The sequence below is a fragment of the Streptomonospora litoralis genome (assembly GCF_004323735.1).
Lineage (GTDB): Bacteria > Actinomycetota > Actinomycetes > Streptosporangiales > Streptosporangiaceae > Streptomonospora > Streptomonospora litoralis.
In genome coordinates this window covers 2,441,304-2,464,514 of the sequence record NZ_CP036455.1, presented here as the reverse complement: position 1 = coordinate 2,464,514, position 23,211 = coordinate 2,441,304, and the positions used below count along the sequence as shown (strand labels likewise).

Sequence of the window (23,211 nt, the reverse complement as noted above, 5' to 3'; positions counted from 1 at the left end):
AGCCGGCTGCCGGCGCTGTCACACGACCGCTCTGTCGGCATACCCGCCGATCACGCCGCCGCCACCCCGGCCGCGGAAACGGGGCACGGCCCGACGGCGATGCCCGGCCTGACAGGTGCGGCGTGCGCTAGACGGCAAGCTGTCCCGCCCGCTGAGCGAGCTGCCGGCCGTTGCCGCAACCCGCGGTGGTACCGGCTCCGAGCCATCCCGGCAGGTTCCTCGCCGGGCATCCGGCACCGCATCCGCAACGGGCCGACCGGCTGGGGATTCCCGATCAGCGGGCCGCAGGCGCTCAGTGCGCGGCGTCGTGCCAGTCGCGGCCGATTCCCACCGAAACGGCCAGCGGCACCCGGAGATCATAGGCGCCCGACATCTTTTCCGAAACCAGTTTCCGGACGTTGTCGAGCTCGTCCTCGGTGACCTCCAGTACGAGCTCGTCGTGCACCTGAAGCAGCATCCGCGAGCGGTAACCCCCCTCGCGCAGCCCGGCTTCGACGTCGAGCATGGCGACCTTGATGATGTCGGCGGCCGAGCCCTGGATGGGCGCGTTCAGCGCCATGCGCTCGGCCATGTCGCGGCGCTGGCGGTTGTCGCTGGTGAGGTCGGGCAGGTAGCGGCGCCGACCGAGCATGGTCTCGGTGTAGCCGTCGCGGCGGGCGCGGTCGACGACGGCGCGCAGGTAGTCGCGGACGCCGCCGAACTGGACGAAGAAGTCGTCCATGAGGCCCTTGGCCTCCTTGGGGGTGATGCCCAGCTGCTGAGAGAGCCCGTACTCGCTGAGCCCGTAGGCCAGGCCGTAGTTCATCGCCTTGATCCGGGCGCGGGCCTCGCCGTCGACCTCGTCGACGCCGATGCCGAACACCCGTGCCGCGATCTCGGCGTGGAAGTCGTGACCGGTCTGGAACGCCTCGATGAGCGCCTCGTCCTCGGAGAGGTGGGCCATGATCCGCAGCTCGATCTGGCTGTAGTCGGCCGTGAGGAGGTCGGCGTAGCCCTCGCCCACCACGAAGGCGCGCCGGATGCGGCGGCCGGCGTCGGTACGCACCGGGATGTTCTGCAGGTTGGGCTCGACCGAGCTGAGGCGGCCCGTGGCGGCGACGGTCTGGTTGTAGGTGGTGTGGATGCGGCCGTCTTCGGCGATGGTCTTGATCAGGCCCTCGACGGTGGTGCGCAGCCGGGTCTGGTCGCGGTGGCGCAGCAGGATGACCGGCAGCTCGTTGTCGGTGCGCTCGGCCAGCCACGCGAGCGCGTCGGCGTCGGTGGTGTAGCCGGTCTTGATGCGCTTGGTCTTGGGCAGGTCCAGCTCCTCGAAGAGGATCTGCTGGAGCTGCTTGGGCGAGCCCAGGTTGAACTCCCGGCCCACCGCCCGGTGCGCCTCGTCGACCGCCTGGCGCACCGCGGCGGCGAACTCCTCCTCCAGCGAGTCGAGGTAGCCGCGGTCCGCGGCGATTCCGGTGCGCTCCATGCGCGCCAGCACGCGCAGCAGCGGAAGCTCGACGTCGCGCAGCAGCGCGGCGCCGCCCCGCTTGTCCAGATCGAGGTCGAGTCCCGCGGCCAGGTCGAGGGTGGCGCGGGCGCGGGTCGCCAGTTCCAGGCGCTCTGCCCCGCGGTGGTCGTCGTCTGCAACCGCACCCCCGATGTCGAGGGAGAGCTGGCCGGAGTCGCCCTGCTGTTCGCCCAGCTCGCGGTTGAGGAAGCGGCGGCAGAGGTCGGGCAGCTCGAACTTGCGTCCGCCGGGCTGGACGATGTAGGCGGCCAGCGCGGTGTCGCTGGTGAGGCCGTGCAGCTCGAAACCCTGCGCCCACAGCGCCAGCAGCGGGCCCTTGGCGTCGTGCAGGGCCTTGGGGCTCTCCGGGTCGGCGAGCCAGGAGGCCAGTGCCGCGGTGTCCTCGGCGCCCAGGTCGGCGGGGTCGACGAAGATCGCCGGGCCCGAGCCGGAGGCGAGGGCCAGACCGCCGACGCCGCCGGTGCCCGCGCCCCAGGTGCCCGCGACGGCCAGCCCGCAGCGCGCGCCGTCGGAGGCGTTGGCCTCCAGCCAGGCGCCGAGCGCGCCGGGCGCGGGCACGGTGAGGTCGACGGTGAACCCTTCGTCGGCGGCCTCCGGCGCGCCCTCCTCGGTGTCGCCCAGGACGGCGAAGAGGCGGTCGCGCAGGGTGGAGGCGAATTCCAGGTTGTCGAAGAGGGTGTGCACGCCCGAGCGGTCGGCCTCGCCGGGGGTGAGCTCGCGCACGGGGCGCTCGACCTCGACGTCGGGGTCGAGGCGGTTCAGCTGCTGGTTGCGCAGTACCTGGTCGAGGTGGTCGCGGAGGTTCTGCCCGGCCTTGCCGGTGAGCTCGTCGGCGCGGGCGACCAGCTCGTCCAGCGACCCGTACTTGGTGATCCACTTCGCGGCGGTCTTGGGGCCCACTCCGGGAACGCCGGGCAGGTTGTCGGCTTTCTCGCCGACAAGGGCGGCGAGGTCGCGGTAGCGCTCGGGCGGCACGCCGTACTTGGTCTCGACGGCCTCGGGGGTCATGCGGGTGAGGTCGGAGACACTGCGGCCGGGGTAGAGCACCGTGCAGCTCTCGTCGACCAGCTGGAACGCGTCCCGGTCGCCGGAGGCGATGAGGGTCTCCATGCCCTCTTCGCGGGCGCGGGCGGTGAGGGTGGCGATGACGTCGTCGGCTTCGTAGCCGGCTACGGAGACGCTGGTGACGCCCAGCATCCGCAGCAGCTCCTGGACGAACTCCACCTGCGAGGGGAACTCCGCGGGGGCCTCGGCGCGGCCGGCCTTGTAGTCGGTGTAGATCTCGTCCCGGAACGTGGGCCCGGAGAGGTCCCAGGCGACCGCGATGTGGGTGGGCTGCTCGTCGCGCAGCAGCTTGATCAGCATCGAGGTGAAGCCGTAGATGGCGTTGGTGGACTGGCCCGTGCTGGTGGTGAACTTCTCGACCGGCAGCGCGTAGAACGCGCGGAAGGCCATGGAGTGCCCGTCCAGCAGCAGCAGCCGCCCGCACTCGGGCGGGCCCTGCCGGCTCGTGGGCGTACCGTTCTGTCCGGGGGTCTGCTGTGTCGTCGCCACAGGTGAATCCTAGGATGCCGTGCGGACATTTGCGCGTTGCGCCGTTCGGGTGGGGGCCGGGCCCGCCGCCGCGAGGGCCGACGGCAGGGGTGCGGGGCGCCCGGCGCCCGCCGCGGGCGGCCGGCCCCTCTTCACAACGGGAGGCGGAAAGAGCATGGCGATCGACGCGGACCGGCTGGCCGGGATGCTGGGCGGCGGCGGTGGAGGCGACCTCGGCGAGCGGCTCGGCCTGGAGATGCTGGAGGCCTCGGCCGAGCGCGTGGTCGGGCGGATGCCGGTCGACGGCAACACCCAGCCCTACGGCCTGCTGCACGGCGGTGCGTCGTGCGTGCTGGCCGAGACGCTGGGGTCGGTCGGTTCGATGATCCACGCGGGCGAGGGGCGCATCGCGATGGGCATCGAGATCAACGCCACCCACCACCGCAGCGCCACCTCGGGCCACATCACGGGTGTCGCCACGCCGGTCCACCGCGGCCGCTCGCTGGCGAGCTGGGACATCGTCATCACCGACGATCGGGACCGCCGGGTGTGCACGTCGCGGCTGACCTGCATCATCAGGGACGCCTGAGCACCCTGCCCTGCGAGCCCGCTGTTCTACCGGGGCGCGTTGACACTGCAGGGCGCGACGATGGGCGGCTTCTTGCCCGAAGCGGGTGCGACGGCGGCCGGCGGCCTGCCTCCGGCGGGGCCGGGGCTGCGGCCGCTGGGATGCGCGCGGTCGCGGTGGCCGATCCGCTGCCCCGCCCGCCGCGGTTCCGTCCGTACGTCCCTGGCTGCGGCCCTGCTGCGGCCACCCGGCCCGCACGCATCGCGCCGCTGCGCACAGCGCGTGGTCACCGAGGGCCATGATCACGGCGCGAATCGTGAAAAGCGGCTGTGAACAGCGGGTTTCTCACCAATGCGGCACTACGGAGAGATAACGGCATGAACCCGACTCGGCACCGACATGAGATCCGATCTACCGGAACGTGAACGCTTGTGATTAAGCTCCGCTAACGCCCGTGGTTAAGCGCGATCACCCTCGCAGTGGCCAGGGCGCACCCCCAGCGCTACCCAGCCGGTTGAACGGAGAGACCTCAATGCCGAGCAAGAAGGCCCTCAGCCTCACCGCGGCGGCCGCGGCCCTCACCCTTGGGTTGACCGCCTGCGGCGGAGGCGGAGCAGAAGGCGGCGGAGACGGCGGCGGCGAGCCGCTGCAGTACGGATACGTCTTCCCTGAGACGGGCGACCTGTCCCACCTGGGCCCGCCGCAGATCAGCGCCGCCAAGTACGCGCTGTCGGAGATCAACGACGCCGGCGGGGTCATGGGCACCGAACTGCCCGACATCCTCAGCGGCGACGAGGCCAACGACGCCGCCCAGGCCAACGACGCCGCCAAGCGCCTGGTCGACCAGGACGCCGACATCATCCTGGGCGCGGCCGCCTCGGGCATGACCCAGGCCATCATGGACACCGTCACCGGCGCCGAGGTCGTGCAGTGCTCCGGCTCCAACACGGCGCCGGGCCTGGCCGCCGAGGACGAGACCGGCTACTACTGGCGCACCGCGCCCAGCGACACGATGCAGGGCCCGGTCCTGGCCCAGAAGATCGCCTCCGACGGCCACCAGAGCGTCGCGATCACCTACCGCGCCGACGACTACGGCGAGGGACTGGCCAACGCCACGGCCGAGGCGCTCAAGCAGAACGGCATCGAGGTCGCCTACAACCAGGGTTACGACCCCAACACCGCCAACTTCGACTCGGTCGTCAGCGACGTCGCCGGGGCCGACGCCGACGCGGTGGTCATGGTCTCCTTCGAGGAGGGCGTGCAGATCATCACCGGGCTGATCGAGTCCGGTGTCGGCGCCGACCAGATGTACGGCACGGACGGCCTGAACGACGAGACCCTGGCCGAGAAGGTCGACGCCCAGGACCCGAGCACCCTCGCCGGCTTCCAGGGCACCGCCCCCGCCAACGGCCAGCAGGAGTTCCTCGACGGCCTGAAGTCCTTCGACCAGGACCTGGAGGTCCTCCAGTTCTCCGGCCAGGTCTACGACTGCGGGATCGTCACGGCGCTGGCCGCCGAGCAGGCCCAGAGCACCGACCCGACGGTCTTCGTCGAGGAGATGGGCGCGGTCTCGCAGGAGGGCACGGAGTGCTCCTCCTTCGAGGAGTGCCGCGACCTGATCGCTGAGGGCGAGGACATCGACTACCAGGGTGTCAGCGGGCCGATCAACTTCGACCAGGACGGCAACGTCACCTCGGCCACGTTCCAGATCTACGGCTTCAACGACCAGGGTGAGCACAGCCAGCAGGACGAGATCACCGTGGACTCCCAGGCGTAACCGGCGCCGAGGGGTCCGCCCCCGGCGCTCGCGGCCCGCTCCGCGGCACGTGCACAGTGCGGCTCCGTGCGGCACCGGCCGCACCCGGCCCCCGGTGGTCCCAGAGACCGCCGGGGGCCTTTCGCGCGGCTCGCAGGCGCCAGGGGCCAGGGGCGGGACCCGTACGTGCGGCCCCCGCTCGGCGGCGAGTCGGCGCACAGCGCTTCGCGCGGTCGCGGCCCATTCCCGCGAAATGCCGCGACTCCGCGGTCGCCGCCGCCTGTGGCCCCCGGAGGTTCCTCCCCGTGGTTGCCGGGGTGCCCGGGTTCGCGGGAGGGCGCCTCCAGCCGGACATGCGACGGGGGCGGTGCCGGTGCACCGCCCCCGCGGACCGCGGCGAGAGCCGGCGGCTACCCGGACTTGGCCAGCGTGCCCAGGTAGAGCTCGACGACGTTGGGGTCGTCCAGCAGCTCGCGCCCGGTGCCGGTGTAGGCGTTGCGCCCCTGGTCGAGTACGTAGCCGCGGTCGCAGACCTGCAGGCAGCGGCGGGCGTTCTGCTCGACCATGACCACCGAGACGCCGGTCGCGTTGATCTCGCGGACGCGGTGGAACACCTCGTCCTGGAAGATCGGCGAGAGCCCGGCCGTGGGCTCGTCCAATAGCAGCACCGAGGGCTCCATCATCAAGGCGCGCCCCATGGCCACCATCTGGCGCTCACCGCCGGAGAGCGCACCGGCCTTCTGCTTGCGCCGCTCGCCCAGCAGCGGGAAGAGCTCGGCGACGGCGGCCAGGCGCCGCTGGAGGATCTTCGGGCGCAGGAACACGCCCATCTCCAGGTTCTCCTCGACCGTCAGGCTCGGGAACACGTTCTGGGATTGGGGCACGTAGCCCACTCCGCTGGAGACGAGCTGGTGGGCGCTGCGCCGGACGATGCTCTCGCCGCGCAGGGTGATGGCGCCTCCGCGCACCGGCAGCAGCCCGAAAACCGTCTTGATCAGGGTGGACTTGCCGGCGCCGTTGGGCCCGATGATGCCGACGACCTCGCCCTCGCGCAGGGTCAGCGTGCACCCGTTGAGGATGTTCACCCCGGGGACGTAGCCCGCCTTGACGTCGTCGGCGACCAGCAGGTACTGCGAATGGTCGCCGACGCCCTCGGCCGGTCCGGCGTGTTCGAGGACCTCCTCGCGGTGCGCCTGGAGCAGGCCGGCCTCCTCCCGGTTCTCCGGGGGGTGGTCGATCTGCTCGTGGCCGGGCGGCCCCGCGCCGCGGTCGTCGCCCGCCGCCTCCTGCTCGGCGCCCCGGGGCTCCTCGCCGGGGGCGCCGGCTGCCGTGGACCCGCTCACTGCCCCTCCTTCCCCGACGGCGCGCCGCTGTCGGGCTCGTCGTGGTGGGCGCCCAGGTAGGCGTCGACGACCTGCTCGTTGGAGCGGATGTCCGCCGGGCGGCCCTCGGCGATCACCCGGCCTTGGGCCAGGACCACGATCCAGTCGCTGATGCCCATGATCACGTCCATGTCGTGCTCGACGAACAGGACGGTGGTGCCCTCGTCGCGCAGCGAGGTGATGTGCTCCAGCAGCGACTGCACCAGAGCGGGGTTCACCCCGGCCATCGGCTCGTCCAGCATCACCATGGCCGGGTCGACCATGAGCGCGCGGGCCATCTCCAGCAGCTTGCGCTGGCCGCCGGAGAGGCTGCCGGCGATGTCGTCCCTCTTCGCGTCGAGCTTGAAGCGCGCCAGCAGCTCCATGGCCCGCTCCCGGTTGGCGGCCTCCTGCCGGCGCCACCGCCAGTAGGCGAAGGTCCCCAGGAAGCGTTCGCCGAGCTGGCCGGGCGCGGCCAGCAGCATGTTCTCCATCACGGTCAGGCGGGTCAGCGCCTTGGTGAGCTGGAAGGTGCGCACCATGCCGCGCCGGGCGACCTTGTGGCCGGCCGTGCCGTTGAGGCTGCGGCCCTGGAAGGACCACTCCCCCGCGTCGGCGCGGTCGAAGCCGGTAAGCACGTTGAACAGGGTGGACTTGCCGGCGCCGTTGGGTCCGATCAGCGCGGTGATGGTGCCCCGCTGGACCTCCAGGTGGCCCACGTCCACAGCGGTCAGGCCCCCGAAGTTGCGGCGGATGCCGTCGGCCCGCAGGATCGCGTCGGCTTTGGCCGAGCCGACCGCGGGCTCGGCACCGGCCATCCGGTCCTCGCTCGCCGGCGGCGTGCCGCGCGTCGCCTCACTTGACATTGACCAGCATCTCCTTGCGGTTTCCGACGAGTCCCTGCGGTCGGTAGACGATCAGCAGCATCAGCACGACCCCGACGAGCGCGTGGCGCAGCGCCCCGGAGTCCGCCGTCTCCAGAAGCGGCAGCATGTCCGAGGAGATCAGGGCGCGCAGCGTCTCGTCGAAGAGCGTGAGCAGGAACCACATGATGACCGGGCCGATGACCGGGCCCCAGATGGTGCCGACACCGCCGAGCAGGAGCATCGCCCACAGGTAGAAGGTGACCTGCGGCATGAACTGGTCGGCGGTGATGTTCTGCTGGTTCAGCGCGATCATCGCGCCCGCCAGACCGCCGAAGACGCCGCCGAAGACCAGGCTCTGCAGCTTGTAGGTGAAGGCGTCCTTGCCGAGGCTGCGCACGGCGTCCTCGTCTTCGCGGATGCCCTTGATGACACGGCCCCAGGGGCTGAACATCAGCAGCGCCGTCAGCGCCAGCCCCAGCGCGACCAGGCCCCACGTGCACAGCATCAGCCACAGTTCGTCCTGGGAGAAGTCCACGTCGCCTATGCCGTAGGAGCCCGACGGCAGCGGGTTGGCGGCGTAGAAGGCGTCGGCGAAGCTCTGCCGCCCGTAGACGCCGCCGGTGACCGGGCGGGCGAACTCGGAGCGGTAGACCAGCCGCAGCACCTCGGCCACCGCGATGGTGGAGATCGCCAGGTAGTCGGACCGCAGCCGCAGCGTGGGAATGCCCAGCAGCAGCGCCATGACCACCGAGCAGCCCAGGCTGGCCAGCATGCCCACCCACAGCGGCAACCCGAAGGTGGCCACGCTGACGGCTACTCCGTAGGCGCCGACCAGCATGAACCCGACCTGGCCGAAGTTGAGCAGCCCGGTGTAGCCGAAGTGCATGTTCAGCCCGATGACCGCGAGCACGTAGATGGCCGTCACCGGCCCGATCGCCGTCTCCAGGGACAAGGCGAGGATCGTCATCGTGTCCATCGTCCGTCTCCCCTTAGCCGACCCGCTCGCGCCGGCCGAGGATGCCCTGCGGCCGGACCAACAACACGACGATCATGATGAGCAGCGCCCACACGTTCATGAGCTGCGGCGAGAACCACAGCGTGGAGAGCTGGGCGACGAGGCCGATCGCCAGCCCGCCGACCATGGCGCCGTAGGCGGTGCCGAGTCCGCCCAGGATCACCGCGGCGAACATCAGCAGCAGCAGGTGGAAGCCCATCTGCCAGTACACCGACTGGTTCAGACCGAGGAAGACGCCGCCCAGGGCCGACAGCGCGCCGCCGAGCACCCAGACGTAGACGGTTACGCGGTCGACGTCGATACCGGAGGACTCGGCGAGGTCCCGGTTGTCGGAGACCGCGCGCATCGCCTTGCCGATGCGGGTGAACTGCAGCATGCTCGCCACTAGGACCAGCACCACGACGGACAGGACCATGATCGCCAGGTCGCGGGGCGTGATGGCGATCGGGCCCCACTCCATCATCTCCTGGATGCGGAACTGCACGTACTTCTGCCGGTTGGCGTCGAAGACGACGAGCAGCAGGTGCCGCAGCAGCAGGGCGATGCCGATGGTCACGATGAACATCTGGATCATCGCGACGTTGCGCCGGCGCAGCGGGCGCCACAGGAAGCGCTCCATGAGCCCGCCGAGCAGGCCGCCGCAGGCGACGGCGAGCACGGTGCCCACGACGAAGGGGTTCGTGGCGAAGCCGAGTACGGGCGTGCCGGTGAAGGGTTCGTGCAGGGCGGCAAGCGTCGAGGTCCCGCTGAAGATCATCGCCATGATCGCGCCGAAGGTGACCATGTCGCCGTGCGCGAAGTTGATCAGCCGCGTGGTGCCGAAGATCAGCGACAGCCCCACGGAGGAGATGGCGATCATCAGACCGAAGAGCAGGCCCGCCACGGTCAGACCGACGACCTGTTCGAACGTCCCGGAGCCGGCGGAGGCCGCGGGTGAGTCGACGACGCCTTCCTCCTGGCCGCCTTCGGCCGATCCGCCGCCGGATCCGCCCTGCTCGCCCGCGCCCTCCTCGGAGTCGGCGGACTCCGACTCGCTCGGCGATGCGGCGGTGTCAGTGTCGCCCTGTCCGGCCGGGACCAGTTGGTAGACGACCGCGAAGCGCTGGTCCGCGCGGACCTCGACGTCGCGCTCGGCGCCCGCGGGCAGCTCCAGCACGTCGTATTCCTCGGGCACCGACTCCTCGTCGAGCACCACGTGGTAGGTGCCCGCGCCGGGCAGCCCCACTTCCCAATTCCCGTCGGAGTCGGTGGTCGCCTCGCCGATCTGCTCGCCGTCCTGCGAAACGGTGATGTCGATGCCCTCGACGCCCTCGTCATCGTTGTCCGGTTGACGGATCTGGCCGAATAGCGACGCACCGCCCTGGGTGTCTGCTGCTGCCGTCCCCGGGATCGCCAGGGTGGCGGCGATCAGGGCGAGCAGCACCGTCACGAGGCGTGTGCGCACGCGCGCTCCTTGCGCATTCGTCAGGGGCCGGAACCGGCAGGTGTCCGATTCCGGAGGTTTGCTGTTCGGTGGCGCGAGTTTAGCCCGGTTTAGCCTGGTCGTTCAGCGGGTCTAAAGCCACGTGATCCAAACGTCACTGCTTTGTGCGCATCCGTGACCGAAACGGGACATCGTTCCTGTTGACGGCGCTCCGCCCCAGCACAGCGCGACCGAAAAGGCCCACCGGGCGCCCCGGGGCGCTCACCCCCTGTCATGGCGCGGCGGATGCGGGAACCGTGCGGCGCGGACTCCGGCACCGCCCCGGGCGACACGAAGCGGCCCCGGCGCGGAGATCCGCGCCGGGGCCGCTTCGGTGTGCGCATATGCCGCCCGCGCAGCACGGCGCGGACTGCGATCGCCGCCCCGCCGGCGCCCTCGCCGGCGGGGCGGTCACTCCCCCTGTTCGCCCAGGGTCTCCACGACGGTCTCGGCGACCTTGCGCATGGTCAGCCGGCGGTCCATCGAGTTCTTCTGGATCCAGCGGAACGCCTCCGGCTCGCTGAGGCCGTGCCGGCTCTGCAGCAGCCCCTTGGCGCGCTCGACCAGCTTGCGGGTCTCCAGGCGCTCCTGAAGGCCGCTCACCTCGGCCTCAAGAGCCGAAAGCTCGGCGTAGCGGCTGACCGCCATCTCGATGGCCGGAACCAGGTCTGCCTTGTTGAACGGCTTGACCAGGTAGGCCATGGCACCGGCGTCACGGGCCCGCTCGACCAACTCGCGCTGGGAGAAGGCCGTCAGGATGACGACGGGTGCGATGCGCTCGGAGGCGATGCGCTCGGCCGCCGAGAGGCCGTCGAGGACGGGCATCTTGATATCGAGGATGACGAGGTCGGGCCGGTGCTCGCCTGCGAGGCGTATCGCGGTCTCGCCGTCTCCGGCCTCGCCAACAACGGCATAGCCGTCCTCCTCAAGCATCTCCTTGAGGTCCAGCCTGATCAGGGCCTCGTCTTCCGCGATCACCACGCGGCTCTGCGTCGTCGTCACGTACATGAGGGTATCGAGATCCGCTAGGATGCAGAGCAGTGGCCACGGGAACTTTGGCCGAGGCGTGACCTCGGGCGCCGCGCCGCTAGGCCGGTGGCACGGCTCGGTTCATTCGGATTCCCGCTGCGCAGCCCTGATACGCCAACCGGCAGAGCGAGCGAGCTCAAACCTCGTACAGTGTGGGTTCGAATCCCACTCAGGGCACTTCCGCCCCCGCCCGCATCGGGCGCCGCGGTCGAGGCGGCCGCCTCCCGCACCACCCCTCACCTCCTCGCGCCTGTCGCGCCGCACCGCGCTGCATTCACCGGCTCGGATGCCCCAGCGGTCACATTGCGGCCACAACACGAACACAACCGGTGAGTTCGGTCGCCACGACGGCTGCCGGTCGCCGATCCTGGAACGGCAGGCGTGTTCAGGACAGCGGCTCGGGCGGCGCCGCAGGCCGCCGCGGAGGGCTGTCCGCTGCGAGTAGAGGAGAGCCTGGTGCTGACTGCGGTGGCGGCGATCGCCGGAGCGCTGTCGATCGGCGCCTGGATCCTGGTTTCGTGGGGGTCCCAGCGCCGGCAGCCGTGGCTGATGGCTCCGCTCGCTCTCGCCGCCGTGCTGCTGCTCGTCGCGGGGTTCGCCGCCTGGTCCTTCGTTCCGGCGCTGCTGCTGGCGGCGGGCACCTTCGCCGAACTGGTCGTCGGCTCCCGTGAACCGCCCGCGCTGCGCACGGGCGACCCCGACGCCCCGCTGAGCACCGAGCGCTGGGCCGCCGCCGTGGCCGCCCCGTTCCGCACCGCGCTGGCCGAGCCCTGGGACGAGGTGGAGCGCCCCCAGCTGCGCCGCCGCTACCGGCGGGCCTTCGAACGGGAGTGGGGTGTGGTCGACCGCGCGTCGCTGCTGGCGACGGTGGAACGGCTCCGGACGGAGCTGTACAGCGGCGAGGACACCGATCTGCACATCGACTTCGCCGCCGCGACACTGCGCGGGCGGCTGGACGGTTCGGCCCCGGAGCGGCTGGTGCACCTGAGCCCCGACCAGGTGGCGCGGCTGCGTGCCGTCACCGGCGCCGAGAACAACGCCTCGGCCGTGGTGGTCGCCGGACACCGGTGGTGGCGCTCGGCCCAGATCATCCGGCTGGCGTGCGGCGGGGCGAGCCTGGAGTGGCTGAGCCGAGTGGAGACGCGCCATCTGCTCCTGCGGACGGCCGCCGACCTGCAGCGCCGCTACGCCGGATGGCAGCAGCTGGCGGAGGCCTTCCACGTCGGCTACCTGCTCGCCTACGCCCAGCGCGGGCCGGGCTGGGAGCGGACGTGGGCCGCGCTGGAGCTGCTGGCCTTCGATCCGGCGAGTCCGTGGAACCGGCTGCCCTGGGACATGCCCCTGGAGCGGGTGCCCTACGAAGGTGTGCCCAGCGCCCTGCCGCAGTGAACGCGGCACCCGGCCCCGGTCGGCCCTTCCCCCGGTGAAGCCGCGGCGGCCTCCCCGGGGTGAGGGCCGGTGTGCGAGGAGGCGCGGGGTGCGCCTCGACCCTGCTGCGGGCCCTATCCGCCGTGGGCGATCGCGTCGCCGATGCGGTGAACGCGCAGCGAGTTGGTGGAACCGGGGGTGCCGGGCGGGCTTCCCGAGACGACGACGATCTTGTCGCCCTTCTGGTAGATGCCCATCTCCAGCAGTTCGCCCTCGACCTGGCGGACCATGTCGTCGGTGTGGTCGACCCACGGCACGCAGTGGGTGTCGACGCCCCAGGTCAGGGCCAGCTGGAAGCGTGTGGCGTCCTGGGTGGTGAACGCCAGCAGCGGAATCGGCGAGCGGTACCGCGCCAGGCGGCGCGCGGTCTCGCCGGACATGGTGAAAGCGACCAGGGCCTTGGCGCCGACGGTGGCTCCGACTTCGGCGGCGGCGCGGGCGATGGCCCCTCCGGTGGTCTCGGGAACCCGGTTGAGGACGTGCGAGGCCCGCAGCGACTCCTGCTCTGCGGCGGCGACGATGCGCGCCATGGTCTCGACGGTCTCGATCGGGTACTCGCCCACGCTGGTCTCGCCGGAGAGCATGACCGCGTCGGCGCCGTCGAGGACGGCGTTGGCGACGTCGGACGCCTCGGCGCGGGTGGGCCGGGGCGCGCTGATCATGGACTCCAGCATCTGGGTGGCCACGATCACCGGCTTGGCCTTGTCGCGGCACCGCTCGATGGCGCGCTTCTGCACCATCGGGACGTTCTCCAGGGGGAGTTCGACGCCGAGGTCGCCGCGGGCCACCATGACGCCGTCGAAGACCTCGATGATGTCCTGGAGCCGCTCGACGGCCTGGGGTTTCTCGATCTTGGCGATGAGCGGGACGCGCACGCCCACCTCGTCCATGATCTGGTGGACGTCCTCGGCGTCGGCGGGGCTGCGCACGAAGGACAGGGCGATCATGTCGACGCCCTGCTCCAGGGCCCAGCGCAGGTCGTCCTCGTCCTTCTCGGTGAGCGCGGGGACGCTGACCGAGACGCCGGGGAGGTTCAGGCCCTTGTGGTCGGAGACGCGGCCGCCGATGAGGACCCGTGTCTGGACCTCCGTGCTGGTGGCCTTGGTGCACTCCAAGACCACGTTGCCGTCGTCGATCAGGACGCGGTCGCCGGGGCGCACGTCCCCGGGCAGACCCTTGTAGGTGGTGGAGACGCGGTGCCGGTCGCCGGGGACGTCCTCGACGGTCACCGTGAACTGGTCGCCGGCGACCAGTTCGACGGGCCCGTCGGGGAAGCTGCCCAGGCGGATCTTCGGTCCCTGGAGGTCGGCGAGGATCCCCACGCTGCGTCCGGTGGCCTCGGCGGCCGCCCGGACGTTGGTATAGCTGGCGCGGTGGTCCTCATGCGTTCCGTGGCTGAGGTTGAGTCGCGCAACGTCGAGTCCCGCGTCGACGAGCGCGCGGATGGTCTCCGGGCTCGACGTCGCGGGACCGAGAGTCGCGACGATTTTTGCTCGACGTGTCACGCTTAACACTCTAAAGCGTCCGGGCAGTGCAGTGGTCTAAACCAGGTTGCGAGTGGGCGTACGCCGGGTGGCCACCGGGTCGTCGGTAGCGCTCCGCCGTTCACGGCGGAGGTGAAACCGACTAGCGGGTGCAGGTGGTCGCTTTCGCCGTTGAACTCCACCAGCTCTACCTCGAAGTCCGCGCACACAGACCGCATGATCTCCTTGTTGACGGCCGCGCAGATGACAGCGCCTGTGGCCGCGAAGATGTCAGTAGCCATCGGCGCTTCTGTGCGGCGGCGCCCTCCGCGGCCGCGTGGATGGGCTCACTCAAGCAGGAGGTGTTCGCCCGCATCGCCCCGGCGCAGCGCGGCGCGGCGGGCGGCGGGCTCACCTCGGGCATCGGCGACCACATGTGGGAGGGCCCCGCCCGCCACCAGGCCGCGTTCACCGGCCGCCTAGTGGAGTGGTCCTACGAAGCCCTGGGGTGGGTGGCGGCCTACGTGGCCGAGTCCGTCCTGCAGCAGGGCGTCCGCACCCCCGTGCTCCTCACGATCCGGCGTCTCTGAGCATCACCACGGCACCCTCCCCTGATCTGAGGCCGAACCCGTCGCCATCCCCGGGCCGCCACATGTCCAGCCCGCGCGGGCCCAGCACCGCGCCGCCGCCGGCGCGCACGACACTGCGGATGCGCACCGACCCGGAGCGCTCTTCTCGCGTCATCGCCATGGCGCCGAAGATAGTCACGCAACGTGACCGGTGTCCGGTAGTGAGGCGGAGGCGCCGGATCCCGGGGCGCCCCACCTCCGCCCCGGCGTTTTGGCTGTTCAGAAGGTAGACCAATCCGCCGGTTCCGGGTGGTCTACGCGGACCGCGTAGTTCCTTCTTGTTTCGACTGGTTCTGGCTGCCGATAAGATTCGGCTAGCGGTCCCCAGCGGCAGCCGCCTCACCCCCCGCGCGATGTCACAGCCGGTGATTCCGGCGTGGACCTGGTGGAGGGTGGATGGGGCGGGTCGATCCCGAGAAGCGCCGCGCGGCCACCGCGCGGCTGCGCCAGCTCGCTGAGGCCGGCCAGCTGACTGCCCGGCACGTGCGCCTGACCGGGGCCGGGTGCGGGGTCAGCGAACGCACCGTGTGGCGCTGGATCGGCCCGGATGCCCCGAGCGCGACGGCCGAGACCGTCATCGACCTGCTCGGGCGTATCGGGGACCGGGTGCTGGACAACCTGCTGCCCGCCCGGCGGCTGCGTATCAGCCCACGCGCGGTCAAGCGCCCGTTGTCGCGGTATGCCTACAAGAGCCTGCGGGTCGATCGTCGCAGCTACCGGGCCACGGTCCAGATCGCCATCTTGACCGGCTCAGACACGTCCTAACTTCACGGCCTTGGGCTTTAGCCCGGGGAGCGGAAGTCAATCGGCGAACGCGCTCACCAGGGCGTCGCCGAAGGCGGGCAGGTCGTCCGGTTTGCGGCTGGTGACCAGCTTGTTCGGCCCAGCCGAGCACACGACGACCTCCTCGTCACTCCACTCGCCACCGGCGTTGGTGATGTCGGTGCGCAGGCTCGGGAACGACGTGAGGCGTCGCCCGTCGACGGCCCCGGCCTCGACGAGGGTCCAGGGCGCGTGGCAGATCGCGGCGACCGGCTTGCCCGTGTCGAAGAACTCCTTGGTGAAGGCGACCGCGCGGGGCACGGTGCGCAGGAAGTCGGGGTTGGCCACACCGCCGGGCAGCACCAGCCCGATGAAGTCGGCGGCGCCGACGTCCTCGACGGTGGCATGCACGGTGAAGGTGTCGCCCTTGTCGAGGTGGTTGAACCCCTGGATGCTGCCGGACGAGGTGGAGATCAGCTGCGGCCGCCCGCCGGCCTTCTCCACCGCGGCCCACGGTTCGGTGAGCTCCACCTGCTCGGTCCCCTCGGGAGCGGCGAGGAAAGCGACTACGGAGCCGTTGAGGTCGGTGGCCATGGTCTTTCACGTCCCCCTTCGTGTCATCGGCCGTCCGGCGGCCGCGGCGCGCCGACCGCGGCCGTTCGGCGTACTGGGGACCCGCTGCCCACCGGCGCCGGCGTTACGCGTGGGCGCCCTGTTCACCCGGCGGTCTTGTGGCCGCCGCACGTGCCGGCGGCCTGTTCGCGGCGGCGGCCACAAGATCGCCGCGGGAGGGCGGCGGCTACGTGCGCGCCGTGGTGGGGACGTCGGCGGAGAGGCGGCCGTAGTCGCGCAGGGTCTTGAGGTGGCGCACGGTGAGCATGCCGCGCCACTCGTTGCGTGCACTGGGAGCCCAGCTGTCCCAGGTGATGTCCCAGCCGCCGTCGTCGCCCTGCGCGTCGCAGAGGGCGTCGAGGTGCGCCTCGATCTCGTCGTCGGAGAAGAGCCGCCGCGCGATGTGGTCGGGACGGCTCACCAGATCCAGGGGCTTGTGGACGTGCCCGCCGGCTGCCGGGTCCGTCTCGATGACCGCCCGGATGGCCGGTGCGAGCCGGTCGAACTCCTGCTCGGCCCGCTCGCGGTCGGGCACGTGCTGCAGGAACGTGCACACCGCGATCGACTCTTCGGGTCTGGTCCAGCGCAGCGCTCCGATGCGGGTCCAGCAGAAGGCCGTGGCCCGGTCGCGCCAGGTGTGGCAGATGCGGTGGCGGTGCATGAGCCCCACCAGGGCCGCGGTCGGGTCGAGCGCGCCACGGAAGTCCTCGGCCTCGCGCCAGTGCGGAGCGGCCTCGGTGTGGCGTGCTGTGGGCAGCACCGGCGGCACTCCCCCGTTCTCATGGGTGACGCTGGTGAGGTAGCGGTTGATGCCGTCGGCCACGTCGGCGGGGATGGTGCCGAGCTCGTCGAGATAGTGCAGGGCCACCGCCACCGCCGCGGGCTGGCTGCCGTGGCCGCGCAGGTCGGGTTCGAGGCCGTTGCCGAAGCCGCCGTCGAGGTTGCGGTAGGACTCGAGGGCCGAGTGGATGGGCTCGGCCGGGCCGCTGCGGAAGTGGTAGGCGAAGCGGTGGCGGTCGATCAGTCGGGCATTGCGGGAGATGAAGTGCTCCGCGGAGCGGAGGGCTTCCGGGGTCACCATGCTCATGCCCCGAATGTACGCCCGCACCGGCGGGCTCCTTCAAAGGGAAAATGCCAGCTATGCACCATTTTTACGCACCTTTACTTCGCAGATGGCCCGATTTGCGAGATTTGTCGCAGTGAAGGCGGTGAAGGCAGTGCAGGGTGTGAAGTCGGCACAGCTTCTCAACGCGACCCGAACTGCTCGTCGTCGGACGCGGCCGCCGCCCGGCGGCGCCGCACCAGCAGGAAGGCGGCACCCAGCCACGACAACGCCACCACCACCCCGACGGCGACCTGGATCTCCATGAGGAGGTGGGCGGGGTAGACGACCCCGGTGAGGTAGTGGTCGATGAACCCGCTCGGCGGCAGGCCCTGCAGCCCGGCCTGGTTGCGCGCCCAGTCCTCCACCCAGGTGAGGGGGCACCCCCATTGGAAGTCCAGAATGCCGATGGCATAGGCGCACACGGCCAGGTGCGGCCAGAAGGCGTGCGGGCGACGCCAGATCAGGAAGCCGCCCAACGCCACATAGCATAGGAAGCCGAAGTGCAGCAGCATGGCCGCATCGGCGATCAGGCGGTAACCCATATAGGGGGCACTACCCACCGGGACGCCGGGAATGCCCGCCGCGAGCGGGAACCCGGGCGTGGGCCGCAATACCGGCTCGCCGGGTCTCGCCGAGCACGGACCGCACTCCAGGGGTCCGCCGCGCGAAGGTCGGGGGGCACCCGAGCCCGGCCGGCCCGGCCCGCTTCCCTAAATGAGTGGGACGGCACGCGGATCCGTCAGCGATCCGCCTTGGTGCGCTGCCGTTCCTGATGTTCCTTCATCTGGGCCCGGACCTGCCGGCCCAGCGAGCGGCCCGCACTTGCTCCGCCCGGCCCGGCCGGAGGGCGGATGTCGTAGCGCTGTGCCACGAGCACGCCGACGACGATCAGCGCCAGGCCGAGTACGACCATCCCGATCATCACCGGCCACTGCAGGGGCTCGGGCAGCCAGAGCGGGAGGAACCACGATTTCGTGTCCGAGTCCGCGAGCTTGAGCAGCATCGGAACGATGCCCTGCGGGAACAGCGGAATCCAGCACAGGACGAAGCAGGCGAAGACTACGGCGGTGGGCAGGCCCGATCCGGGGCGGACGATCTCACCGCCGGTTTCCGCCGACTCCTGCTCCGCCCTACCGGTTCCGGTGGCCCCACCGCTGATCCGATGCCCCGTGCGCAGCTGCTGAAGCAGCTCCGCGCCCTGCGTGCCGAGGCGCCGATACGCGAGCCGACCGAACCACCACACGTAGAAGGCTCCGCTCCCGAAACCGACGGGGACCGCGAGCCAGCTCAGCGCGGCCGAGCCGGTCGCCGCACCGAGCCACAGCACGGCGAGCATCGGCAGCGCCGCCGCCGCCATGAGCGCCAGGACGGCGACGACCTGCACGAAGTCGATACGATTGTCCCAGGCGCCGCTCCCCCGCTGTTTGGGGTCGGCCATCGGCACGGGAAACAGCACCGCGACGAGCACCACGGCGCCGGCCCCGGCGCCCAGCACGCAGCCCGACAGTGCCAGAGCCCACGGCCACGCCCAGAACACACCCGACACGGCCGTGAAGACGACGGTCAGCGCGAGGGCGATCGGCGCGACGATGATGAGCCACGCCGACTGCCTGCCGCGGATGTCCCCCCTGCCGCCGTCGGGCGTCACCAGGGTCAGCCACAGCGCGGAGCCGTCGGAGGCGTACATGTTCGCGCTCACCGCGGCGACCCAGACGGCGACGACGACACCCGTCCACGGCAGCATGGCTTCGGCGCCGATGAGCAGCGGGGTCACGGTCTGCAACAGCCCGTAGAAGAACGCGAAGTACAGGAAGTTCGTCCGCGTGACGTCGCGGAACCAGGTGCGCAGCTCCTTGGCGGCGACCCCGAACACGTGGCCGGTCCATTTGTCGAGGGGGCCGGGGCGGTACCGCGTGGCCTGTTTCGCGCTCCTGCCGCTGCTCCGGCCCGCCGTGATCTGGCGCGTGAGCAGCCGCGCCAGCACGGCAGCGAGCAGCACGTCGGCGACAAGCAGCCCGCCGACACCGGCCGCGGCGAGCCCCCAGTCCGATCGGCCGGCGGCGTCCACCGCCGCCATGGCCCAGCCGGACGGCAGCACGCGCACCGCCAGCGAGAACCCCGCGGGAAAGCCCGATTCGAGCGCGCGCTGGAACGCGGGCACGATCGCCCAGACCGTGCCCGCGGCCGCCAGCACGACACCGGTGAGCAGTCCGGAAAGAGCGGCCCCGAGCTGCGAGCGCACCACCTGGGCCCGCGCGGTGACGACCACCTTCGACAGCAGGACCGCGAACCCGAGCGTCAGCACGAGGCCGGGCAGCGCGACCAGCAGCGGCACTCCGCCGAGGCCCGCGCCGTAGACCGCCGTCACGGCGAACGCGATGAGCGTCACGGCGGGGCCGACACCGATCGCGCCCGCACCCACCAGGCCCGCGGTCAGCGTCCGCGGCCGGATCGGGAACAGTGCGAGCTGTTCGGGCCTCAGCTCGACTCCTCCGCTGCCGAAGAGGATCGGCCCGAAAGCCCAGCCGAACGTCCACACGGCGAGCGCCGCGGCGATCAGGTCACCGGTCACCGACTCCACCGGGGACTCGACCCCGGCCAGCCCGATCGTGCCCGCGGCCGCGAGCAGCCCGACGACCGCCCCGAGGACCAGCTGCGCGGCGCGCCGGCCGGACATCGACCGGCGCAGCAGCGTCGTTTTCAGTCGGATCAGGTCGCCAACCACTGCAACCCCTCGAACCCGGCGCCCTCGGTGCCGACGAGGTCCATGAACCGCTGTTCGAGACCGCCCGAGCCGACCTCTGCCATCGGCCCCGACGCGAGCACGCGACCGCCCGCGAGCACCCCGACGTGGTCGCACAGCTGCTCGACGACGGCCATGACGTGGCTGGAGAACACGACGGAGCCGCCGGCGTCGACGAACGCCCGCAGGATCGACTTGATCGTGGCCGACGACACCGGATCGACCGCTTCGAGAGGCTCGTCGAGCACCAGCAGCCGCGGCCGGTGCAGCAGGGCGACGGCCAGGCCGATCTTCTTGCGCATGCCGGTCGAGTAGTCGATCACCAGGGTGGCATCGTCCCCGTCGAGTTCCAGCACCGCGAGCAGCTCGGCGGACCGCTGCGCCACCACGTCCGGCGCCATGCCCCGGATGCTGCCCGCGAACGCCAGCAGCTCGCGCCCGGTCAGCCGTTCGGGAAGGGCGAGCCCGTCGGGCAGCACGCCGAGCAGTTCCTTGGCCCGGACGGGATCCGCCCACACGTCGGCGCCGAGCAGTTCGACGGTTCCCGCGTCCGGCCGGAGGAGTCCGACCGCCATCGACAGCATCGTGGTCTTGCCCGCGCCGTTGGGGCCGACCAGCCCGAAGAAACTGCCGGTCGGGACGACGAGCGAAACGTCGTCGACCGCCGTCTTGGCGCCGAAGGTTTTGCGTAATCCGTCGATTCTCAGCGCCGCCGCGGCGGTCCCCGCTTCACCGCCGCTCTTCTCGGAATCCGGATGCATCACAGCGTTCCCCAATCGCATGGTGCGCGGCGGCCGGTCGCGGCGACCCTACCGCAAAGCGAAAAAATTCCGCCGCGGCGGGCAGCGTCCCGGTGGGCAAACCCCGAAGCCGCCACCTGCCATTCAGAGTCCCCGTTCGGAAAGCCATTGTCCGATTCCGGCCGCGAGTTGCGGGACGTGCTCGCCGAGCATGCTGGAATGGTGCCCGCGGGCGTCGATCTCGTCGTGCGGAAACGGCCACGACGACCGCGGAATGGTCGTCGTGCCACCGGCCGAGCGGGCTGTCGGCCCTCGCAGCCATGCCGCTGAACAGCTCCGGCAGCCACGTCGCGAGCACCCGGCTGCCGACCGGGTAGCTGTCGAGGCGGGCGAATACAGGGGTTCCGGTGGGAAGGTGCGGGGTTACCGCCTCGCCGCGACGTCCAGGGTGATGTGCAGCTTCCGGCCCGTCATGCCGGGGGCCTTCGTAACGCCGTAGTCGAAGCGGTCGACTGTGGTGGTGGCACGGGCGGTGAGGCCGTGCTCATCGCCGGAGACGTTCGTGATGTCCAGGGTCTGCGGCTGCGTAACGCCTTTGACGGTCAGGCGCCCGACCAGTACGCCTCGCTCGCCGGATCTCTCCAGGCGCTCACCGACGAACGAGAAATGCGGATGCCTTTCGGCGTCGAGGTAGTCCGCCGAGCGAACATGGTTGTCGCGCTGGGTGTTGCCGCTCGAGAATCCGGAAGCCGACACCACGGCCTCGACCGTGGAATCCTCGACGGGGTCCGCCACAGTGACCGTTCCGCTGTCGAGGTCGAACGTGCCTTTCACCCCCGTGAGGCCGAAGATCGCTCGGGTCTGGAAGGAGACCACCGACCGCGCGGGGTCGATGGTGTAAACGCCGGCAGCGATCCGCTGCGCGTCGGCGTTGCCGCTGCCGGTAGCACTCACCGCATTCGCTCCCATGAAATAGGCGACCGCGGGGAGCCTAGCAGCACCGCCGGCGGCTCCCGCCGGGATCCGCCCGCGACGACGGGTCCGGAAGCGGCCACCACGCCGGCGGCGATCTCGGCTACCGCCCCGGCACGGCGGGATCCCGCCGTGCCGGGGCGCCGGGCCGCGGAGCGCGGCCCGGCGGCGCCGTTCAGGAGGCCGTCAGCGGCCGCTCCGTGGGCGGGATGGCGGTCGGCAGGGCGGTGTCCTCACCGCGGAGGTAGCGGTCGGCGCCAGCCGCCGCCGAGCGGCCCTCCGCGATCGCCCAGACGATCAGCGACTGGCCGCGGCCCATGTCGCCCGCGCAGAAGACTCCGTCGACGGAGGTGGCGTAGTCGGCGTCGCGAACGACGTTGCCGCGTCCGTCCAGCTCCACTCCCAGCTGCTCCAGCATTCCCGCCTTCTCCGGGCCCACGAAGCCCATGGCCAGCGTGACCAGGCCGGCGGGGATCTCGCGCTCGCTGCCGGGGACCGGCTCGAAGCCGGAGTCGGTGCGCTCGACGTCGACCAGCTTGAGCGCGCGCACGCGGCCCTGCTCGTCGCCGAGGAACTCCACGGTGTTCACCGAGTAGAGCCGCTTGCCGCCTTCCTCGTGGGCCGTGGAGACCTTGTACACCATCGGCATGGTGGGCCACGGCTGAGCGTGCGGCCGCTCGGCGGGCGGCTTGGGCATGATCTCCAGCTGGGTGACCGACGCCGCGCCCTGGCGGTGCGCGGTGCCGACGCAGTCGGCGCCGGTGTCGCCGCCGCCGATGACGATCACGTCCTTGCCCGCGGCGTCGATCTCCGCGGCCTCGATGTCGCCCTCCTGCACCCGGTTGGCCTGCGGGAGGTACTCCATCGCCTGGTGGACGCCGTCGAGCTCGCGCCCGGTCGCCGGCAGCTCCCGCCAGGCGGTGGCCCCGCCCGTCAGCACGACCGCGTCGTGCTGGGCGCGCAGCTCCTCGACCGTGATGTCGGTGCCGACGTCGACACCGCTGCGGAACTCGGTTCCTTCGGCCCGCATCTGGCCCAGGCGGCGGTCGATGTGGCGCTTCTCCATCTTGAACTCGGGGATGCCGTAGCGCAGCAGCCCGCCGATGCGGTCGGCCCGCTCGAAGACGGTCACGTCGTGGCCGGCGCGGGTCAGCTGCTGGGCGGCGGCGAGCCCCGCCGGGCCCGACCCCACCACCGCGACCTTCTTACCGGTGCGGACCTCGGGCGGCTGGGGCCGCACCCAGCCCTCCTCCCAGGCCCGGTCGATGATGGAATTCTCCACGTTCTTGATGGTCACGGCGGGCTGGTTGATGCCCAGCACGCACGCCGACTCGCACGGAGCCGGGCACAGCCGCCCGGTGAACTCCGGGAAGTTGTTCGTGGCGTGCAGCCGCTCGATGGCCTCGCCCCAGTCGTGGCGGTGGACCAGGTCGTTCCACTCCGGGATGAGGTTCCCCAGCGGGCAGCCGTTGTGGCAGAACGGGATGCCGCAGTCCATGCAGCGCGACGCCTGCTTGACGACGGTGCCGCGGTCGGCCTCCTCGTAGACCTCGCGCCAGTCCTGGATGCGCACGTCGACCGGGCGGCGGGTGGGCAGCTCCCGCTCGGTGATCTTCAGGAAACCCTTCGGGTCAGCCATGGTGTTCGTCCCTCCTTTCGA

Annotated in this window: 21 protein-coding genes and 1 tRNA gene; 6 read left to right on the top strand and 16 right to left on the bottom strand. The window is 71.2% G+C overall.

What is annotated here, in order from left to right; translation table 11 throughout:
• Positions 1-292 precede the first annotated feature (292 nt).
• Entirely contained in the window at positions 293-3,061 is a 2,769-nt protein-coding gene (polA, locus tag EKD16_RS10660; protein WP_131098242.1) for a DNA polymerase I, read from the bottom strand.
• A gap of 154 nt (positions 3,062-3,215) precedes the next feature.
• On the opposite strand from polA, the gene EKD16_RS10655 reads away from it, so the two are divergent.
• Positions 3,216-3,629, top strand: coding sequence for a hotdog fold thioesterase (locus tag EKD16_RS10655; protein WP_131098241.1), 414 nt, complete (start codon positions 3,216-3,218; stop codon positions 3,627-3,629).
• Positions 3,630-4,140: 511 nt separating this feature from the next.
• The gene (locus EKD16_RS10650; protein WP_131098240.1) at positions 4,141-5,385 is read left to right on the top strand and encodes an ABC transporter substrate-binding protein; all 1,245 of its coding nucleotides are present in this window, start codon (positions 4,141-4,143) and stop codon (positions 5,383-5,385) included.
• A 389-nt stretch (positions 5,386-5,774) separates the two neighbouring features.
• Here EKD16_RS10650 and EKD16_RS10645 read toward each other — a convergent pair whose 3' ends face one another.
• The 5 genes from EKD16_RS10645 to EKD16_RS10625 form a co-directional block, all read right to left on the bottom strand.
• Complete coding sequence (locus tag EKD16_RS10645; protein ID WP_131102345.1) at positions 5,775-6,602, bottom strand: ABC transporter ATP-binding protein; 828 nt, start codon at positions 6,600-6,602, stop codon at positions 5,775-5,777.
• A 101-nt stretch (positions 6,603-6,703) separates the two neighbouring features.
• Positions 6,704-7,591: an ABC transporter ATP-binding protein gene (locus EKD16_RS10640; RefSeq protein WP_242677329.1), complete on the bottom strand. Its 888-nt coding sequence runs from the start codon at positions 7,589-7,591 to the stop codon at positions 6,704-6,706.
• Complete coding sequence (locus EKD16_RS10635; RefSeq protein ID WP_131098239.1) at positions 7,581-8,567, bottom strand: branched-chain amino acid ABC transporter permease; 987 nt, start codon at positions 8,565-8,567, stop codon at positions 7,581-7,583. Before EKD16_RS10635 ends, EKD16_RS10640 begins: the two co-directional genes overlap by 11 nt.
• Positions 8,568-8,580: 13 nt before the next feature.
• Entirely contained in the window at positions 8,581-10,050 is a 1,470-nt protein-coding gene (locus EKD16_RS10630; RefSeq protein WP_207391494.1) for a branched-chain amino acid ABC transporter permease, read from the bottom strand.
• A 429-nt stretch (positions 10,051-10,479) separates the two neighbouring features.
• On the bottom strand, positions 10,480-11,076 hold the full coding sequence (locus EKD16_RS10625; RefSeq protein ID WP_242677328.1) for an ANTAR domain-containing response regulator: 597 nt from the start codon (positions 11,074-11,076) through the stop codon (positions 10,480-10,482).
• Positions 11,077-11,200: 124 nt separating this feature from the next.
• Here EKD16_RS10625 and EKD16_RS10620 point away from each other — a divergent pair.
• A tRNA-Leu gene (locus EKD16_RS10620) sits at positions 11,201-11,274 on the top strand.
• Between the two features lie 279 nt (positions 11,275-11,553).
• Entirely contained in the window at positions 11,554-12,486 is a 933-nt protein-coding gene (locus EKD16_RS10615) for a DUF1266 domain-containing protein (RefSeq protein ID WP_131098238.1), read from the top strand.
• A gap of 113 nt (positions 12,487-12,599) precedes the next feature.
• Here the strand turns inward: EKD16_RS10615 and pyk are convergent, their stop codons facing one another.
• Positions 12,600-14,030 carry a pyruvate kinase gene (gene pyk, locus EKD16_RS10610; RefSeq protein ID WP_131098237.1) on the bottom strand — a complete coding sequence of 477 codons (1,431 nt, stop codon included), beginning with the start codon at positions 14,028-14,030 and terminating at the stop codon, positions 12,600-12,602.
• 2 nt (positions 14,031-14,032) lie between these two features.
• The gene (locus EKD16_RS25750) at positions 14,033-14,227 is read right to left on the bottom strand and encodes a transposase (RefSeq protein WP_242677411.1); all 195 of its coding nucleotides are present in this window, start codon (positions 14,225-14,227) and stop codon (positions 14,033-14,035) included.
• A 102-nt stretch (positions 14,228-14,329) separates the two neighbouring features.
• Here EKD16_RS25750 and EKD16_RS10600 point away from each other — a divergent pair, with 102 nt between their 5' ends.
• Positions 14,330-14,578 (top strand): hypothetical protein, encoded by a 249-nt coding sequence (locus EKD16_RS10600; protein WP_131098236.1) that lies wholly within the window; start codon positions 14,330-14,332, stop codon positions 14,576-14,578.
• Here EKD16_RS10600 and EKD16_RS10595 read toward each other — a convergent pair.
• The gene (locus EKD16_RS10595; RefSeq protein ID WP_131098235.1) at positions 14,559-14,738 is read right to left on the bottom strand and encodes a hypothetical protein; all 180 of its coding nucleotides are present in this window, start codon (positions 14,736-14,738) and stop codon (positions 14,559-14,561) included. The two genes, EKD16_RS10600 and EKD16_RS10595, sit on opposite strands and share 20 nt — an antisense overlap.
• A 275-nt stretch (positions 14,739-15,013) precedes the next feature.
• On the opposite strand from EKD16_RS10595, the gene EKD16_RS10590 reads away from it, so the two are divergent.
• The gene (locus tag EKD16_RS10590; protein ID WP_131098234.1) at positions 15,014-15,382 is read left to right on the top strand and encodes a hypothetical protein; all 369 of its coding nucleotides are present in this window, start codon (positions 15,014-15,016) and stop codon (positions 15,380-15,382) included.
• Positions 15,383-15,418: 36 nt separating this feature from the next.
• On the opposite strand, the gene EKD16_RS10585 is transcribed toward EKD16_RS10590, so the two are convergent.
• The 7 genes from EKD16_RS10585 to EKD16_RS10555 all read right to left on the bottom strand — a co-directional run bounded on the left by EKD16_RS10585 (position 15,419) and on the right by EKD16_RS10555 (position 23,190).
• Positions 15,419-15,973, bottom strand: a complete 555-nt coding sequence (locus EKD16_RS10585) for a type 1 glutamine amidotransferase domain-containing protein (RefSeq protein WP_131098233.1) — start codon at positions 15,971-15,973, stop codon at positions 15,419-15,421.
• A gap of 205 nt (positions 15,974-16,178) precedes the next feature.
• Entirely contained in the window at positions 16,179-17,078 is a 900-nt protein-coding gene (locus tag EKD16_RS10580) for a prenyltransferase (protein ID WP_131098232.1), read from the bottom strand.
• Between the two features lie 158 nt (positions 17,079-17,236).
• Positions 17,237-17,638, bottom strand: coding sequence for a DUF2784 domain-containing protein (locus EKD16_RS10575; protein ID WP_131098231.1), 402 nt, complete (start codon positions 17,636-17,638; stop codon positions 17,237-17,239).
• A 197-nt stretch (positions 17,639-17,835) separates the two neighbouring features.
• Complete coding sequence (locus EKD16_RS10570; protein WP_131098230.1) at positions 17,836-19,821, bottom strand: hypothetical protein; 1,986 nt, start codon at positions 19,819-19,821, stop codon at positions 17,836-17,838.
• On the bottom strand, positions 19,806-20,600 hold the full coding sequence (locus EKD16_RS10565; RefSeq protein ID WP_207391492.1) for an ABC transporter ATP-binding protein: 795 nt from the start codon (positions 20,598-20,600) through the stop codon (positions 19,806-19,808). Before EKD16_RS10565 ends, EKD16_RS10570 begins: the two co-directional genes overlap by 16 nt.
• Positions 20,601-21,002: 402 nt before the next feature.
• Positions 21,003-21,533 carry a YceI family protein gene (locus tag EKD16_RS10560; protein WP_207391491.1) on the bottom strand — a complete coding sequence of 177 codons (531 nt, stop codon included), beginning with the start codon at positions 21,531-21,533 and terminating at the stop codon, positions 21,003-21,005.
• A 193-nt stretch (positions 21,534-21,726) separates the two neighbouring features.
• On the bottom strand, positions 21,727-23,190 hold the full coding sequence (locus EKD16_RS10555) for a glutamate synthase subunit beta (RefSeq protein ID WP_131098227.1): 1,464 nt from the start codon (positions 23,188-23,190) through the stop codon (positions 21,727-21,729).
• Positions 23,191-23,211: the final 21 nt, after the last annotated feature.

Excerpts from the sequence above, each read along its gene's own strand:
- EKD16_RS10655 (WP_131098241.1), top strand. The coding sequence starts at position 3,216 with ATGGCGATCGACGCGGACCGGCTGGCCGGGATGCTGGGCGGCGGCGGT.
- EKD16_RS10585 (WP_131098233.1), bottom strand. The coding sequence starts at position 15,973 with ATGGCCACCGACCTCAACGGCTCCGTAGTCGCTTTCCTCGCCGCTCCC.
- EKD16_RS10590 (WP_131098234.1), top strand. The coding sequence starts at position 15,014 with ATGGGGCGGGTCGATCCCGAGAAGCGCCGCGCGGCCACCGCGCGGCTG.
- EKD16_RS10625 (WP_242677328.1), bottom strand. The coding sequence starts at position 11,076 with ATGTACGTGACGACGACGCAGAGCCGCGTGGTGATCGCGGAAGACGAG.
- EKD16_RS25750 (WP_242677411.1), bottom strand. The coding sequence starts at position 14,227 with ATGCGGTCTGTGTGCGCGGACTTCGAGGTAGAGCTGGTGGAGTTCAAC.
- EKD16_RS10600 (WP_131098236.1), top strand. The coding sequence starts at position 14,330 with ATGGGCTCACTCAAGCAGGAGGTGTTCGCCCGCATCGCCCCGGCGCAG.
- EKD16_RS10565 (WP_207391492.1), bottom strand. The coding sequence starts at position 20,600 with ATGCATCCGGATTCCGAGAAGAGCGGCGGTGAAGCGGGGACCGCCGCG.
- EKD16_RS10650 (WP_131098240.1), top strand. The coding sequence starts at position 4,141 with ATGCCGAGCAAGAAGGCCCTCAGCCTCACCGCGGCGGCCGCGGCCCTC.
- EKD16_RS10555 (WP_131098227.1), bottom strand. The coding sequence starts at position 23,190 with ATGGCTGACCCGAAGGGTTTCCTGAAGATCACCGAGCGGGAGCTGCCC.
- EKD16_RS10575 (WP_131098231.1), bottom strand. The coding sequence starts at position 17,638 with ATGGGTTACCGCCTGATCGCCGATGCGGCCATGCTGCTGCACTTCGGC.
- EKD16_RS10635 (WP_131098239.1), bottom strand. The coding sequence starts at position 8,567 with ATGGACACGATGACGATCCTCGCCTTGTCCCTGGAGACGGCGATCGGG.
- EKD16_RS10580 (WP_131098232.1), bottom strand. The coding sequence starts at position 17,078 with ATGAGCATGGTGACCCCGGAAGCCCTCCGCTCCGCGGAGCACTTCATC.
- EKD16_RS10640 (WP_242677329.1), bottom strand. The coding sequence starts at position 7,591 with ATGTCAAGTGAGGCGACGCGCGGCACGCCGCCGGCGAGCGAGGACCGG.
- EKD16_RS10595 (WP_131098235.1), bottom strand. The coding sequence starts at position 14,738 with ATGGCGATGACGCGAGAAGAGCGCTCCGGGTCGGTGCGCATCCGCAGT.